The sequence below is a fragment of the Shewanella sp. ULN5 genome, assembly GCF_030731885.1.
GTDB classification, from domain to species: domain Bacteria; phylum Pseudomonadota; class Gammaproteobacteria; order Enterobacterales; family Shewanellaceae; genus Shewanella; species Shewanella holmiensis.
The window spans coordinates 210019-224073 of record NZ_JAPJEE010000004.1 but is presented as its reverse complement, the minus strand read 5'-3'; the positions used below and the strand labels follow the sequence as shown (position 1 = coordinate 224073).

At 42.3% G+C, this 14055-nt stretch carries 20 protein-coding genes; 14 read left to right on the top strand and 6 right to left on the bottom strand.

The genetic code is table 11. The features are described 5' to 3' along the window. Nucleotide 1: 1 nt before the first annotated feature. Genes ORI98_RS06240 through ORI98_RS06230 form a run of 3 tightly spaced genes read right to left on the bottom strand, consistent with a single transcriptional unit; the run spans nt 2 to nt 2762 of the window. Entirely contained in the window at nt 2–889 is an 888-nt protein-coding gene (locus tag ORI98_RS06240) for a BRCT domain-containing protein (protein WP_306134661.1), read from the bottom strand. A gap of 29 nt (nt 890–918) precedes the next feature. Further along, nucleotides 919–1527: a hypothetical protein gene (locus tag ORI98_RS06235; RefSeq protein WP_306134660.1), complete on the bottom strand. Its 609-nt coding sequence runs from the start codon at nt 1525–1527 to the stop codon at nt 919–921. A 53-nt stretch (nt 1528–1580) separates the two neighbouring features. Then, nucleotides 1581–2762: a helix-turn-helix domain-containing protein gene (locus tag ORI98_RS06230; RefSeq protein ID WP_306134659.1), complete on the bottom strand. Its 1182-nt coding sequence runs from the start codon at nt 2760–2762 to the stop codon at nt 1581–1583. Between ORI98_RS06230 and ORI98_RS06225 the strand changes: the two genes are divergently transcribed. From ORI98_RS06225 to ORI98_RS06170, 12 genes are all read left to right on the top strand, one after another. Next, complete coding sequence (locus tag ORI98_RS06225; protein WP_306134658.1) at nt 2732–2941, top strand: DNA-binding protein; 210 nt, start codon at nt 2732–2734, stop codon at nt 2939–2941. The two genes, ORI98_RS06230 and ORI98_RS06225, sit on opposite strands and share 31 nt — an antisense overlap. Before the next feature lie 76 nt (nt 2942–3017). Further along, nucleotides 3018–3557 (top strand): phage regulatory CII family protein, encoded by a 540-nt coding sequence (locus tag ORI98_RS06220; RefSeq protein ID WP_306134657.1) that lies wholly within the window; start codon nt 3018–3020, stop codon nt 3555–3557. Between the two features lie 11 nt (nt 3558–3568). Further along, nucleotides 3569–4054, top strand: a complete 486-nt coding sequence (locus tag ORI98_RS06215) for a hypothetical protein (protein ID WP_306134656.1) — start codon at nt 3569–3571, stop codon at nt 4052–4054. Next, the gene (locus ORI98_RS06210) at nt 4038–4358 is read left to right on the top strand and encodes a hypothetical protein (protein WP_306134655.1); all 321 of its coding nucleotides are present in this window, start codon (nt 4038–4040) and stop codon (nt 4356–4358) included. Before ORI98_RS06215 ends, ORI98_RS06210 begins: the two co-directional genes overlap by 17 nt. Nucleotides 4359–4360: 2 nt before the next feature. After that, nucleotides 4361–4630 carry a hypothetical protein gene (locus ORI98_RS06205; RefSeq protein ID WP_306134654.1) on the top strand — a complete coding sequence of 90 codons (270 nt, stop codon included), beginning with the start codon at nt 4361–4363 and terminating at the stop codon, nt 4628–4630. Further along, complete coding sequence (locus ORI98_RS06200; protein ID WP_306134653.1) at nt 4627–4938, top strand: hypothetical protein; 312 nt, start codon at nt 4627–4629, stop codon at nt 4936–4938. Before ORI98_RS06205 ends, ORI98_RS06200 begins: the two co-directional genes overlap by 4 nt. Next, nucleotides 4935–5369, top strand: coding sequence for a hypothetical protein (locus tag ORI98_RS06195; protein ID WP_306134652.1), 435 nt, complete (start codon nt 4935–4937; stop codon nt 5367–5369). The genes ORI98_RS06200 and ORI98_RS06195 overlap by 4 nt, the downstream gene beginning before the upstream one ends. Beyond that, a complete protein-coding gene (locus tag ORI98_RS06190; RefSeq protein ID WP_306134651.1) occupies nt 5366–5623 on the top strand; it encodes a hypothetical protein in 258 nt (85 codons plus the stop codon). Before ORI98_RS06195 ends, ORI98_RS06190 begins: the two co-directional genes overlap by 4 nt. Continuing rightward, complete coding sequence (locus ORI98_RS06185; protein ID WP_306134650.1) at nt 5623–7914, top strand: replication endonuclease; 2292 nt, start codon at nt 5623–5625, stop codon at nt 7912–7914. Before ORI98_RS06190 ends, ORI98_RS06185 begins: the two co-directional genes overlap by 1 nt. Beyond that, nucleotides 7901–8128: a hypothetical protein gene (locus ORI98_RS06180; protein WP_306134649.1), complete on the top strand. Its 228-nt coding sequence runs from the start codon at nt 7901–7903 to the stop codon at nt 8126–8128. Before ORI98_RS06185 ends, ORI98_RS06180 begins: the two co-directional genes overlap by 14 nt. Continuing rightward, a complete protein-coding gene (locus ORI98_RS06175; protein ID WP_306134648.1) occupies nt 8125–8397 on the top strand; it encodes a PapB/FocB family fimbrial expression transcriptional regulator in 273 nt (90 codons plus the stop codon). Before ORI98_RS06180 ends, ORI98_RS06175 begins: the two co-directional genes overlap by 4 nt. Nucleotides 8398–8797: 400 nt before the next feature. After that, nucleotides 8798–8995 (top strand): hypothetical protein, encoded by a 198-nt coding sequence (locus ORI98_RS06170; protein ID WP_306134689.1) that lies wholly within the window; start codon nt 8798–8800, stop codon nt 8993–8995. Here ORI98_RS06170 and ORI98_RS06165 read toward each other — a convergent pair. After that, nucleotides 8925–9176 carry an ogr/Delta-like zinc finger family protein gene (locus tag ORI98_RS06165; RefSeq protein WP_306134647.1) on the bottom strand — a complete coding sequence of 84 codons (252 nt, stop codon included), beginning with the start codon at nt 9174–9176 and terminating at the stop codon, nt 8925–8927. The genes ORI98_RS06170 and ORI98_RS06165 overlap by 71 nt on opposite strands. Before the next feature lie 555 nt (nt 9177–9731). Between ORI98_RS06165 and ORI98_RS06160 the strand changes: the two genes are divergently transcribed. Continuing rightward, a complete protein-coding gene (locus ORI98_RS06160; protein WP_306134646.1) occupies nt 9732–10094 on the top strand; it encodes a hypothetical protein in 363 nt (120 codons plus the stop codon). A 49-nt stretch (nt 10095–10143) separates the two neighbouring features. Here the strand turns inward: ORI98_RS06160 and ORI98_RS06155 are convergent, their stop codons facing one another. Beyond that, nucleotides 10144–11169 (bottom strand): phage portal protein, encoded by a 1026-nt coding sequence (locus ORI98_RS06155; protein WP_306134645.1) that lies wholly within the window; start codon nt 11167–11169, stop codon nt 10144–10146. Then, complete coding sequence (locus tag ORI98_RS06150; RefSeq protein WP_306134644.1) at nt 11151–12944, bottom strand: terminase large subunit domain-containing protein; 1794 nt, start codon at nt 12942–12944, stop codon at nt 11151–11153. Before ORI98_RS06150 ends, ORI98_RS06155 begins: the two co-directional genes overlap by 19 nt. Nucleotides 12945–13142: 198 nt before the next feature. On the opposite strand from ORI98_RS06150, the gene ORI98_RS06145 reads away from it, so the two are divergent. Next, nucleotides 13143–14042, top strand: coding sequence for a GPO family capsid scaffolding protein (locus ORI98_RS06145; RefSeq protein WP_306134643.1), 900 nt, complete (start codon nt 13143–13145; stop codon nt 14040–14042). The last annotated feature ends 13 nt before the right edge of the window (nt 14043–14055 follow it).

Genomic DNA, 14055 nt, shown 5'->3' with positions numbered 1-14055 from the left:
TTTAAATAGCAGCTAACCACTGTTCTTCACTGATAATATAAATCTCATGGTCTTTTTGTTGCATCGACTTTGCGTGTTCAATCTTACGGCCATGGCTTGAATATGCCCAATCACGGCTTGATAGTGAGCCAACCACGAGATATTTCGTGGCTAACGTAGGCAGTTTCTTTGTGAGCGATGCGCCTAAATTTTTGGCTTGAGATTCAATTTCACTACGCGAGCCAGTTCTAAACTTGCCAGTAAAACAAAATCCAACCCCTTCATGGCTGATGATGCTTGGCGTGTCAAACTGTTGAGTAGGGTTATCAGATGCATCACCCGTGTCGATGAAATCATTACCAGTGACTTGATTGACTAATTGATAGAGGGCTTGACGCTCTTCAATGGTGATAATGCCATCTGCTAATATTTCGATAAGTTTTGCTGTAATGGTCGGCACTGGCCAAATGTCGGCAAGATCTTCATTAGAGGCTAGCCACTGAGATAAAAACAGAATTTCATTGTGGTTAATATCGCCGTCAGCGGTAATGCCTTTTAGAATACCTAACAACACATTGAGGTGATCTTTACAGCAGGAATCATCTAATTCTTTATAAGCAATTACATCCTCAACCAAACAGAAAATATCTTCATGTTCTTCATCGGTCATTACGCCATCTTCAAGTACATCTTCTAACGTATCAATCAAATCAACGGTATCAGGATCATCCTGTAAAAACTCATGGTCTTTTAGCCAAGCATTAAGAAAATAAAGTTCATCTGGTTTTAGTTGTTCATCACAGGCAATGCCAGTAAGCACACCTTTAAGTGAACAGAGGGCTTTTTGTTTATTGCCCTTGAAGTTTGTGCGGTTATAAGGTTGGCCGTGCTTGTCTAAGTTGGTTGTCATATCTACATCCTTGTAAGTTATCTTTTGATTTAATTATTTTTTACTGGCGCGTTGAAATAGGCTATAGCAAAAACAGTTAACCAACCAAATGCTATAAATTTAGATTTTTTTGAGTTACCTTGTTTTAAGGTAAACCAAGCAAAAATATAAGGCGCAAAAAATATACCTACCCATAAAAGCGCTTTCACGAATTTATTCGAGGTGTTTTGATTGGGACTATTTGCTCTTTCGGCTTTTAGTTCATCAAGTTTAATTTGTTGCTTACGGTTATGATCTTCAAGTCTAGATGTCAAACTGGACTTTTCAGTGTTTGAGTCTGTTGGCTGTTTGACGGTTTTATCATTATCGCTATCAAGCCATTCGCAAATATCAACATCTAGAGTCAACATCCACTCTTGAAAATCATACCTTTTCGAACCCACTTTAATCATGGTAGAAATATTACTTTCTTTAAAGTCTCTTTCTGCAGCGCGCTCTTTGCATATACCGTTAATGTAAAATTTTTCACTACCAGCATCAAATAGCACTTTATTAACGCTAACAACTCTACGTGATTTGTTATCTTTAAAGTCGGTATAGCTAAATTCAATATCTTTCGTGTTTCCTTGCCAAATAACAACAGCAGTTTCTACAGTCATGTCTACATCCTTGTATGCCACTTAAAAATTTAATGATTGTTGTTAGGAAATCTTTAGGTTTTTTTTAAAACAGAAACCACTTTGCCAACGATTTTTGTGATGCTGGTATCGACAGGATAAAGCGCTTCGTTATCGTTTAAATACAGTTTTCCATCTGGAAGTTGACGAAACTCACCCAATTGATAAATATCATTCACACAATATAAAAAGCACCCTTTAGAAACTGTGACGATTTTAGGGTCAATAAAGTAATGGTCTTTATCTTTATTTATAGCAAAGCAATCATCATCAATGCCGCAAGCAGTAAGAAAATTATCGTTGATAGCAAAATCACTTATAACAACCATTGGGCCATTATCAATTGAATATATATTGATTGTTTCAGAATCAATCTTGTTTTCATTAAGCCAATCATGAGATGAGCTCGACTCAACTTTTAGTTTGTTTTCATATTTAGGCTTGTCAAAGTGGTGTTCGCCATGCATCCAGGCATTTTTACTTTCCCTTTCTTTTTTCCGCAGATCCCACTCTTTACCAAAACACAAATAGTGTATTGATACGCCTGTGGCCAAATGAATACGACAAAGCAATTCATGCGGTGTGATCATTCTTGCTTGCCAGGTTCCCAAAGTACCAACACTTACATCAAGTAATTCACCTAATTCTTTCTTGCTGCTTAATTTAAACAAAGACACTAAACGTTCAATCAATATTGACCCACCGTCATAGTGCGCAGGCTTAGTTAGCGAGTAGTGGAAATTAGCAAGATTATTTTTGATGTTGGCATAGTTAGCCTGAAGAGTTGGGTCTGGCAAATACTGCATCACATTTAAGTCGCCTTTCAGCTCATCAAATAATAAATACTCAATCGAAACACCTGTCGCCAAATGAATTCTTATTGCTAACTCAAAAGGGACCGTACCTCTTGTTTGCCAGGTGGCCAAAGAGCCAGTAGACACACCAATAAATTCAGAAAGAGCTACTTTGCTTGTCAATCCAAAAAGATGAACAAGACGATTAACAAACACTTTCCCACCATCAGCACTTAAAGGTGTTGATAATTTATTTGAAGATATTTTAATTTCATTGTTGATATTCATCTTTGTTTGATCAATACTCTTTTTCGAAATATGATTTTTTACTATCAGCCAACCTCTCACAGCAACTGATAGCAAAACACAATTAATTAAAAGGATACCACCACATGAATACTTTTGCAGTTCAAATTGCAGCACCTTATGTTTCATTTGAAGAGTACGCCCGCCTAAGCGGTATTCCCCTAGCGACAGTACGCCATTTAGCGCGTGAAGGTCGCCTGCCAATTCGCCCCAAAAACAAGCCACAAGAAAAGCCTTTTATCAATATGTTGGCGTTAATCAAAGAGGCCGACTCACAAGCTTTTATCAGTCGATAACATGAAAGTCGTCATTTGAATGATATTGCTGAATCAAATTGTCATTTGAATAGTAAATGAAAAGGATTTTTCGGCCATGTATACGCAATTGAGTAAGACACAGTTTGCATCACAGCCACATGTCGTCGGCGCAATGCGCCAGTTTGCTAATGATGAAGTGATGAAAGATGTCGCCGACTTGGCAGGGTTAAAAAGCCGTCAGGTTTTACGCAATAAGCTTTTACCAGACCAGCCGCACCAACTAACGGTGCATGAGTTAGTCGCAATAACAAAAGCGAGCGGCAACCGCTGCATTATTGACGGCGTGTTACTTGATTTGAATTGTATGCCGTCTGTTTGTACCGACGATTTTGCAGCTGCAGACAAAATGACATTAACAGATAGAGCACTCGATATTAATGCGAACGCGGCGCAACTTGGCGCACTGGCATTAGATGCAAAAGCACAACGCCGAGTGACTGAACGCATGCGCAACGAAACCATAAAACGTGCCAGTTATGTGATGACCGAGTTAGCCATTTTTATGCATGACGTTGAACAAAAATTTCAGGCAATACCAGTGTTATCGGTGGCGTTTGATGCAGTACAAACCATGCCCATGCCGGGCACAATGTAAGGGAATTGATTATGTCTTTAGCCATTAAACATCAAGTACCAACCCGCGCAAATATGACGCTGGATGCAGCCAACGAACATCACGGTGATGCAGGTCAAAACGCCATTGCAGCAATGCGAATGATGTTGGGTAAAAGCAGTGCCGCAAGCCAGTTTGATAAGTTAACTAACCAACAACGTGCATTAGTATTATTTGCTGCAAGATTAAAACCCAGCGAATACATCAGTAAGCCACTGCTAAGTTTATCAACTAATGAACGTGAAGCGGTTCGCCAATCCATTATTGCATTAATCGATTTAGGCCGCGCCTTTGGAAATATGCCATTAAGCCGTGATCAGTTTATTTCACCACGCCAAACCGCCATCACTCATTCAAAAGCTAATTCACAAAAAACCGCAACAGAACATCAAGCGCAACCGGTTGATGATGAATTTGCACGCGTGACTCAACAAGCCCATTCACTCATTAGTGAGTTTAATTATGACGCTGAACACTAGACACAAAAAAGCCACAACTGCTGCAACAGTTATGGCTGGTATCAAATCAAAATTAATAGGTATCGATATGATGAAAGCAAGCTTACCAGTTTCGAATCCTTTTGCGCAAGTCATTGCAGCAGAAGCCAACCGCGTAATTCGCACATTAAGTTTATCGCAACCCGCTGACCGCACTGCGGTTGAATCAGTGCTTGAGTCACTAAAAGCGATTGCTGAACCTACCGCACCCGCATTAGCAAAAACACTGCACATTCGCCTTGTTGCTGTTCGCAACAACATCAAAGTTAATCAAGTCGAGGTGTGATCATGGCTAATTCAACTGTTCAATTTGACCTAACAAATCCACAGCATGTCGCTATGCGAAAGTTAATGGCCAATGTGTATGCCCGTTATACCGAGGCACGTTCGCAAGGTATGCCACTGATGGCGCTTAGATATTTAGGCATGGCGCAAGGTTTAGAGAAAGTGGCGTTGTATGTGTTAGTTGACCACACATTGCACCAGCTTTGTTTTGAGTTGACCTGCTCTTTACATGCAATGAACTCAATTACACGGGCAGAGGAGATGGCAGCATGAGCCAATTAACCGAAAAACAAATCAAAGCCCGTGCTTATTATCAAGCCAATAAAGAAAAAATCTGTGCGCAAAAGCGTGCCAAAAGCGCGGCTTCATCAACTGTTTCACCTGCGAAAAAAGTAAAAAAAGTTGTCGCGGTTAACAAAGATTTTAATAGCACGATTAGCGCAAAACGCGCATGCGCACCAGAGCGAATTGAACAACCCAAAAATGTTGACCCGCAAAAGTTACGGGTTCGTCGCAGTATTGAAGATTTTTTCTTAGCCAAAGAAATGGGCGTTTCATTGGCTGACTTGGGGGCGATATGAGTATTCAGCATTCAGCGATAAAAAAAATTCAACTGTTAGTTCAATCAGAGTTAAGTGATTTTTTTTCAGGACTTGAACAGATTGGTGAACCTACTAACGCCAAAGAAATGAATCAAGCGTTGCAACAGTGCATTCAAAAAATATTTGAAGAAGCAGAGGCAAAGTGGTTCTCACATCCTAGCAAAAACCTTGTGTGGATAACGCGAGAAGAGTTCAACAATAGTTTAGCGTTGCAAGAAATGTCAGCGGCGAGTGTAAAAGCGTTAATGAACTTTGCAACCAGCCAATCAATCGCGGCTAAAGAAGACGCGATGAACGCATTTTCTATTAATGATCTTACTCGCTACAACAGCCTGAATTTAGATTATTTAAATTGGAACGGCCTATCTACCGCATGTTTGAACGAAGTTAATCTGCGGGGTAAAGCATGAAAAACGCCGCATTTAAACATTTACTTGCCCACTTTCGCGGCACTAAAGAGATTGTTAAATCCACACTACAAATAAATTTAACGTGCACACTAGCGGCTCAACAACGCGCTAATGATTTTGCATTAGCCAAACATGTTGGCGCTCTCGAGTGTTTGTATTGGCAAGCCATGGGTAATGGCCTTACTAATCTTGGGAAAGGCATTCGTCGCTATACACAAAAGCTTAAATCTCATGTGAAAGTTGACGGTTTGTAATGAATCTAGAAGACCTTACCCGCAAAGCTGGCGTTGACGCGTCAGCTTTTTTTACCACCTTTCATGCCAAAGAAGACTTGAAATGGTCGGCTAAACTGGTTGCTGATTTGCCAGAGCATGTTGCCGTGACCTTATTCGGCCAATACTGCTATAAACGCCGCGCGCTTAATTCTGGCCGTAGCGCAAACATTTGGCTGCGTAAACGCGTGGCCACATTAACCGAAATGGTTAATCAATTTCCTATTCCTATCTTTCACTTAAACACCGAAGACCGCCGCCAGGGCATTGCCACCGAATGGGCAGACCGTTGCACAACCGTGCTAAACAACATGACCGAATTTGGCAACAAACAAGTGGATGCCAAAGAGCTACTAACGGCCGTCATAGAACCTGCCAATCAGTGGGACTTTTGCCCGTTACTGCCGGACTTAATAGCTTATGAATTTTTAAAAGATAAGGGCGTTCTTGATAGGGACCCCACCATATACAACCAAATTGCTGGCGCCATCGCCAGGCTAACCGATGAAAATTGGTGGCTGCGTAAACTCAACAAGGCCTATGCACATTATGAAGAACACACCGCCATTATCATTGGCAAAGTGCGCAGTGGCACATCACCTTATGTCAGTAATCATGCTTTTAAGCAGTGGCAACAACGTAAACATGCCGCCCGTTTATGGCTAAATGAAATGCAAGTGGTCAATGACGAACACGGCCTAGAATTATCATTAGCCGATGCGGTAGATGCATCGGTTGCCAACCCTGAAGTACGCCGCGCTGAATTAATGGTGCGTATGCGCGGCTTTGAAGACCTAGCCATTGAGCAAGGTTACGTTGGCGAGTTTTACACTTGGACAGCCCCAAGTAAGTACCACAGCTACAAAAAAAGCATTAAAGGCCCATCTTATTCTAATAAGAAATATGACGGTGCCACCCCAAAACAAACCCAAGCCTACCTTTGCAATCAGTGGGCAAAATGTCGCGCTAAATTTGCCCGCGAAGAAATAGAAGTGTTTGGTTTTCGGGTAGTTGAACCACACCACGACGGCACACCGCATTGGCATTTACTACTGTTTTTTCAACCGGAACAGCTACGTTATGCCCGTTCAATTATGCGCAGTTATGCACTTGAGCATCACAAACATGATTTAGCCCCAGCTAAAGGGAAAAAGAGCCCACGCCACCAAGGCTACAAGCCACGTTTTGATTTTAAAACCATTGATCCGGCCAAAGGTAGCGCAACCGGCTACATTGCAAAATACATCGCTAAAAACATCGATGGTCACATGATCGACGATGATCACGAAGCCGAAACCAACGGCAAAGAGGGCGCGCAAAATGTTGCGGCTTGGTCTAGCACTTGGAATATTCGCCAGTTTCAGCAAATTGGCGGTCCATCAGTTACCGTTTGGCGTGAACTGCGCCGCTTACGTGAAGCGATTGATTTTGATGACGTAGTTGAACAAGCCAGAGCAGCAGCAGATTGCAGTAATTGGCAACGTTATGTTGAGGCAATGGGCGGCACCTTTTGTAAACGAGTTGACAGGCCAGTGCACTTGGCTAAAGCCATTCAAGACACACCTAATACTTACGGTGAAGAGGTCACCAAAATCATGGGGGTGATGTCGCAACTAAATCACACCACTATTAACACCCGATTAGAAGGCTGGGAAATCCGCAAACCGCAGGCTGATAAGCACATGCCGACACCCGATGAACGGGCTTTTGATTTGGCTTGTGATCTTGCTTCTAAAAGCGGCGACAGCCGCGCACCTTGGAGTTCTGACAATAACTGTACGGACTCGATTAAAACCCCAAATAGTGATCGGATTTTAATAACCGAGGGCAAAAAGTTAGGGTTAGACAACGAAGACCTTAAACGCCTACGTGCGGGATCCATTATCAATTCAGTTGTAAATGGTCGTGATCAATATATTTCGCTGCGCAATAACATGCTTTTGGTTACGCGCAAGCCGCCTAACTCCCAAGCACATAGTGATTGGGAAGATAGTGCGCTTAATTCTCAGTTTGACGCATTTACCCGCGCCAGCATCAATGCCAACAAGCTAGTGTTAAACGCCCAAGCGTGGCGGGTGGTTGATGGTCAATTAGATGTTGATCAATGGCTGCAAGATATGTCACCAGACAATGCAAAACTGGCGCTTGGGCAGCTGCAGCATGTGGTTGAACTGCAGCGCCAAGAAAAGTACGCCGCACCTTACGTTTACAAACCTGTTGATGTGAGTTCCGCATTTGATGAAACCGAGGGTGACGACGATGCCGATTTTTAACCGAAACAATCCAGCTGATTTACAGGCCATAGCCGAAGCGCAGCAATTTACCGTTGAATGCCTTGAACGTTATCAGCTTTGCAAAAAACAACTAGACACATTAAACAAGCAAGCCGTTCGCCAGTGGCTAGAACGCCTGCCAGCAGAACAGCGCGAAAAGTGCCGAGTGACGTTAAATAACATCATGGCTTCAAGAAAAGGTCAGCGAAAATGAAAACACTCGTTCAAGGTTGTGAAAGCGTGGAGCAATTCGGCATTTTACTTAAGATGACGCGCATCAATAGCCAAGCCAAACAAGATGCATTACGAGCCTATTTAGTGGATGGCCTGCCAGCTAAAAGAGCTTATGCCCGTTTTGGGGTAACCCAACAGCACTTTAGCAATGCATTAGCCAGGTTAAACAAAGCGGCAGACTTAGCCATGCAATATAGTGAAAATCATAAACGCACAAATAAACACCAGTTAACTGGTGTGCAAAAATAATTTTAGTGTTTTTCTATTCTGTCTAATCAATTGTTATTACTAGAATAAATATTTTTGTATCGAAAAAGCATTGCGAATCGCAATAAAAACAATAAGTTAGCTGTATTTTGTTTGTTGACAACCACAACCGTACTCACTATTTTAGCTGTGTTAGCACGCCGGTTAGCAAACAAAAAAGAACATTACTTTTTTAAATGTATCAAATAAAATTAAATAAAAACAATTACTTACGCGTTGAATTAAATTGACAGCCATTTTAAAGTTCGCTATTTTGATTTCATCAGTCAATCTGATAGTCAATCGATTTACAGATACACGATGATGAGTTGCGCGTTTTTAATTGTGTAAATAATAGTTATGGCGTCATCAAATGGAGCGCATAACTTAAGAGGTAATTTAGATGGAATTAGCGTTAATTGAGCAAGTTGAGTTGTTATGTGATTTACACGTTCAACAAACAAACGAGCTGGGGAAAGACATTTGCAACGCAATTTTGGCCGCTGTAGTCAAAAATGCACGCCAAGAGTTTACAGAAGATTCAATTCGCGCTGCAGCTGCAAACGACGATCCGGCGACATTGCCCCAACCAACTGTTTAACTAACTGGCTCGATGTTTTTGCGCTAGGGCTTAGAGTGTGGCTAAACGAGACGTTAACAACAAACGTGTGGCCACACTCTGGGTCAGAGCATGAACAATACAGATTAGCATGTGCAGAACTGATCCGGTCAGTTTTGCCAATAATCGCCTTACTGTTGCAGCTAGTACATAACACCCGCATGTCGATCTCCCAATCGTTAGAGTGATGCTAGTTTAAGCTATAACACTGTTTTTTTAAACAGTGGTAATATGAAAGAAACATTAACTTTTGCATATTTAAACGTAAAAATCATTGCGTAAAGGCAATTTTGTATATACATTCTGTATATACAAAATAAATTTATTTATGTATAGTTCGCGCTCAATAAAGCTAGGGGAAGGATTTCTTTGCAAGTTTCAATGTCAAAAGCAGTAAGGGACAAACTGCACTCTAAACATAATGTCTCAAAAGATGAAATATTTGAATGCTTCTTTAACAGAACTCACTGTTTTTTATTAGATACCAGAGAAGAGCATTTAACTGACCCTATTACCAATTGGTTTGTATCAGAGACAGACTTAGGGAGGAAGCTGAAAATATGCTTTATACAAAGAGAAGGTCAAATAGAAATAAAGACCGCATATGAAATTGCTAATCTAAATACTATCGAAATGTATTATAGGAAAGCAAGTAAGGTCTAGTAAGGCCTTACAGTAAATATATGTAAGTTAGAATAATTATAGTAGGACTAATATTATGAGTAAAGAGACTCTAAAAATAGAAGGTACAGTAGAAAACTGGGAAGCTGAATTACTTGGAAACGATGAGCAATTCGCAGCTATAGCAGAAGATGTTACCTCTGAGTCTGTTGATGAAATGTTAGCATTGCAAATGATTTCAATTCGTTTGCAAAAATCAATGATTCAGGATTTGAAGAACATTGCAAAAATTAATAAATTAGGTGGGTATCAACCCTTGATTAGACGAGTCTTAGAAAGATTCGTTGAAGCTGAAATGAAAGCAATAGCCAGAGAAGTTATGACAAAAACTACTGAGCCTGATTCAGAAATTGAAGTTTCTGTTAAATATGAACACGACAGTCTAGCTAAAGCTTGCTAGTTTAAGCAATTGTTAAAGCCCTTTTATTAAGGGCTTTTTTATGCCTGCATTACCCCAAATCAAACACCAACTTCAACTTGCCGCCCACCTCTGGGTCACGCGCTATTGCATCTACCAAATTGTTGATCAACGTCTTAGTCTCATTTTTAAAATAAACCGCATCATATTTAGCAGGGTCGCCAAGGCCTGCAGTATTGGCCGGAATAATGCCAGCTAGACCAGGTGGAAAACGATGGGCGTTTAACACGTCTTGTGCCGACACGTTTTTAACGTTCATAAACTCGTCTTTGCTTTCAAAATTACCCACGGGGATAATCTGCAAACCTTTCTCTTTACCGTTGGGAATGTTCACAAATAAGCTTTTGAAGTTACCCACGCCTTTTGAGTCTTGAATTTTTTCTTTAATGTTTTTTTCAACTTCAGGGTCTAGGTTCGGGTCAGTCGCATACATGATAAAACCCATGTGGGCGCCATTTAAATAGTATTTGCGTCTAAACAAGGTGGCATCTTCATTGAGCAACGCTGCTTGCAACCCGCCTAAATAATCAGGGCAACCGTATACCTGTTGCACAGGGTCATACTGTCGCATCCAAATAATGTCTTTGGCTTTATAGCGCTTAACTTGCTGATCACGCTCAAGCACTACCGCGCCACCATCTTTACCCACACGGCTACGATAACTAGGCAATGGGAATAAACGCACCACTTGCCCAAAGCCATTACGAATTTTTAATAACGCCACATCACCAAACTGGACACAATTTAAAAACGTGGCACAAACCTCTTGCGCACTCATACCGCCAGACACAAAACGCGATGCGGCCATATTGGCGCGGCTTTGCACTATGCCACCGTGTTGCGCATTACGGCGGGTAAGGTTAGCCAGTAAATGTCTATCAATTGGCGGCTCCCAATAATCATCCATTTGGTTGTAAAACAGCGAGTCATAATCGGTTAACCACATATTTGGCATCACCTGTTCAGGCAAACCAAACACCACAGGTGCATTACTGCTAGGTTGCTCAGTCTGGTTTGCTGTATCGTCGTTCGCGGCGGTTAGTGTTGCATTGTCCATGATGATGATCTCTTGTGTTCATAATTGAGGGGTTCATTGATCACCGCATGGGCAATCGCAAAAAATACGTCAGCATGGCCAGTGGTATTATCACGGCTTGCTTTAAAAGTAATGGCGCCGCCCGTATCAGTGGTTGTTCGTCGTATTGCTAAACAGCTCATGGCAATGTCTTTGTGTGATGCATCCCACTCAATGCGGCCACCTTCAATCACATCAATCATTTTCAGCACCAAGCGAGTTTTACTGCCAACACTGTAATGAATCGCTGTGGCCTCGCGCGGGAACAAGGTACTAATCGAGTCGAACACCCCAGCACCAATGCCGGTGGTATCCACGCCAATGTAAGTGACTCGATAACGGGCATACACTTTTTGAATTTCGCTAACGTGATGGGCAAAGTTCATTCCGCGCCAATAATGTTTTTCAAGCACTCTGAACTTTTCACCTTTCTTTTCACCTGGTGCAACCACAACCAAAGTCGCATTATCACGGGTGCGTGATGGGTCGTAACCTAGCCACACCTCACGGTTGCCAAATGGCCGCAATGTATTGGGTTTATGGTCCTGCCACCTCGCAGCATCAACCATGCATTTTTCAAGGTCGCTGAACTTAAATACACTGTCTGCATCATCAACAAACACGCACATAAACAAGTTGGCAAAATCATTGCCGTTGTATTCATCGCGCAGTTCATCAATATCAAACAGGCCGCAGCCGCCGCGCAGGGCATCTTCAATGGTAACCACAAAACGCCACTGTTTATCTGGGCATAATCGGCCGTTATCTTGCATTTCAACAAAGGTGGGAAACTCCACCTCTTGGCGGTCGGGCTTACCTTGACGCCAATGGTCGCCAGTCCAAAACGAATATGCGGGATGGGCTTTAGTCGATGGGGTTGAAAAGTAGGTTTTACGCCAGTTTTTATGGGTCGCCATGGCCGAGGCCAGTTTGTTTAATTCGTCAAATTTACCAATCCAAAAATATTCATCAACGTACACATGGCCGTGATAACTTTGCGCGGTTTTGCTGTTTGTCGACAAAAAACGCAATTCAGCATCACCGTGTTTGGTGTGCAACACAATCGGGTTGCCGGTTAATTCAATTTCAAAAAACTCTTGCGCGATAGCAATAATGTAACTGCGGAACACTTCCGCTTGGCTGCGTGAAGCCGATAAGAATATTTGCGGATCACCTGTTAACACCGCTTGCTCAAAGGCTTCACCCGCAAAGTAATAGGTAGCACCAATTTGACGGCTTTTTAGAATATTTCGAATACGCTGATGCAAGTTTTCATGCATGGTTTTTTGATATTCAAAAAGCGATGCGTACCAGGTGCCAAAATCTTCAGCTTCTAAGTGACTAACATCATTTTTGCGCTTACGGCCCTTACGCGGTTTATCGTCACTATCTGCGCGCTCGCCACCTTTAGCGTTATTACCTTTATTACCAGACTTGGAACCAGAACCAGAGCCAAACGAATGGCCCTCGCTGATTAGCCGCTGCTTTTTCAACTTCACATGCTTTTCAATCAGCATGTCGAGTTCTTTTATTTGGTTACCCGATTTGTCCTGAATATCCGACAACATCACAATGCGCCGTGCAATGGCCTCGTCTACTTCTTCTTCCCGCAGTAAATCACGCCAGCCATATTTATCAGCCCAGTAGTACACCACCCGATTATTAGGCAGGGCTAATTCGTCCCGTATTTCATCTGGGGTATGTCTGCGTAAATAAAGCCGTTTTGCAGCTTCACGAATTTCAGGAGAGTAGGCCATATCACTCGGGGCTAATGATTAATGTTGCCAGTGTATTGACTATCGCCGCACTCATAACGGACTAAATATCGGCTCAGTTCCGATAAGGCAAAAATCGGAATTACCCCGAACTTTGTCAAGTGATTGCCCCTTGTCAAAGCCGTAAGCTGTAGGCCTAAACAGCATTTACGCATTTAACGACTTTAGGCAGGCAAACACATGGGCAAGCAAACTGGATGGGTTATCGCAGCAACCGAAGGCGCAACAGTCGACGGTCGCACAATTACCAAACAGTGGATTGAAGACATGGCCGCGCAATATTCAGTAGATGAATACACCGCCATGATCTGGCCGGAACACTTCCGTTCATCATGGGCACCGTTTGAGGGTAAAAACTGGGGCACAGTAGATGAAGTAAAAGCCGCTAAAAAAGACGGCAAACTACGTTTGTACGTCAAATTAACCGCCAATGATTACTTGCTTGAAGCCAACAAAGACGGCCAAAAGCTGTTTATGTCAATCGAACCAAACATTGATTATAAAAGCACAGGTAAAGCCTATTTACAGGGCATTGCCGTTACTGACTCGCCAGCATCAACAGGTACAACCCGCCTTAAGTTTTCAGTAGGTCAAAACCACCACGACCATGAATACAGCCAATTAGAAGAGTTGCAACAAAGCGACTTCATTACTGAACAAGCAACGCCCACGGAACAGGGTTTGTTTGCCATGCTACGCAATTACTTTAATAAGCCAGACACGGCAACCGACCCAACCGAGGAAGACCCAATGAACAAAGAACAATTCGATGCCTTAATGGGCAAATTTGAAACATTTGGTACCAAGTTAATCGAGCTTGAAAACAAGTTTGAAACCTTTGGACAAAAGCCAACTGAAACTGCACCACCTGCAGAAGTTATAGCGCCAGCAGCAACAACCATTGCCCCAGTAGAAGCGCCAGGTGTTAGCGCTGAACAGTTCAACAAAGTTGAAACGTTATTAACTGGCCTAACTGAAAAGCTAGGCGCCATGGAAACCAAGTTCAACAAATTAAGTGCCGAAGTAGATGGCCAAGAGCCAGGCCCAGCAGGTCAGGGCGAATCTTTCCAAGTGGTTTAAGACCCACTAAACC

What these genes read in the sequence shown, in the direction of transcription:
- ORI98_RS06240 (WP_306134661.1), bottom strand. Translation starts at nt 889, where the DNA reads ATGACAACCAACTTAGACAAGCACGGCCAACCTTATAACCGCACAAAC.
- ORI98_RS06235 (WP_306134660.1), bottom strand. Translation starts at nt 1,527, where the DNA reads ATGACTGTAGAAACTGCTGTTGTTATTTGGCAAGGAAACACGAAAGAT.
- ORI98_RS06225 (WP_306134658.1), top strand. Translation starts at nt 2,732, where the DNA reads ATGAATACTTTTGCAGTTCAAATTGCAGCACCTTATGTTTCATTTGAA.
- ORI98_RS06220 (WP_306134657.1), top strand. Translation starts at nt 3,018, where the DNA reads ATGTATACGCAATTGAGTAAGACACAGTTTGCATCACAGCCACATGTC.
- ORI98_RS06215 (WP_306134656.1), top strand. Translation starts at nt 3,569, where the DNA reads ATGTCTTTAGCCATTAAACATCAAGTACCAACCCGCGCAAATATGACG.
- ORI98_RS06210 (WP_306134655.1), top strand. Translation starts at nt 4,038, where the DNA reads ATGACGCTGAACACTAGACACAAAAAAGCCACAACTGCTGCAACAGTT.
- ORI98_RS06205 (WP_306134654.1), top strand. Translation starts at nt 4,361, where the DNA reads ATGGCTAATTCAACTGTTCAATTTGACCTAACAAATCCACAGCATGTC.
- ORI98_RS06200 (WP_306134653.1), top strand. Translation starts at nt 4,627, where the DNA reads ATGAGCCAATTAACCGAAAAACAAATCAAAGCCCGTGCTTATTATCAA.
- ORI98_RS06195 (WP_306134652.1), top strand. Translation starts at nt 4,935, where the DNA reads ATGAGTATTCAGCATTCAGCGATAAAAAAAATTCAACTGTTAGTTCAA.
- ORI98_RS06190 (WP_306134651.1), top strand. Translation starts at nt 5,366, where the DNA reads ATGAAAAACGCCGCATTTAAACATTTACTTGCCCACTTTCGCGGCACT.
- ORI98_RS06185 (WP_306134650.1), top strand. Translation starts at nt 5,623, where the DNA reads ATGAATCTAGAAGACCTTACCCGCAAAGCTGGCGTTGACGCGTCAGCT.
- ORI98_RS06180 (WP_306134649.1), top strand. Translation starts at nt 7,901, where the DNA reads ATGCCGATTTTTAACCGAAACAATCCAGCTGATTTACAGGCCATAGCC.
- ORI98_RS06175 (WP_306134648.1), top strand. Translation starts at nt 8,125, where the DNA reads ATGAAAACACTCGTTCAAGGTTGTGAAAGCGTGGAGCAATTCGGCATT.
- ORI98_RS06170 (WP_306134689.1), top strand. Translation starts at nt 8,798, where the DNA reads ATGGAATTAGCGTTAATTGAGCAAGTTGAGTTGTTATGTGATTTACAC.
- ORI98_RS06165 (WP_306134647.1), bottom strand. Translation starts at nt 9,176, where the DNA reads ATGCGGGTGTTATGTACTAGCTGCAACAGTAAGGCGATTATTGGCAAA.
- ORI98_RS06160 (WP_306134646.1), top strand. Translation starts at nt 9,732, where the DNA reads ATGAGTAAAGAGACTCTAAAAATAGAAGGTACAGTAGAAAACTGGGAA.
- ORI98_RS06155 (WP_306134645.1), bottom strand. Translation starts at nt 11,169, where the DNA reads ATGGACAATGCAACACTAACCGCCGCGAACGACGATACAGCAAACCAG.
- ORI98_RS06150 (WP_306134644.1), bottom strand. Translation starts at nt 12,944, where the DNA reads ATGGCCTACTCTCCTGAAATTCGTGAAGCTGCAAAACGGCTTTATTTA.
- ORI98_RS06145 (WP_306134643.1), top strand. Translation starts at nt 13,143, where the DNA reads ATGGGCAAGCAAACTGGATGGGTTATCGCAGCAACCGAAGGCGCAACA.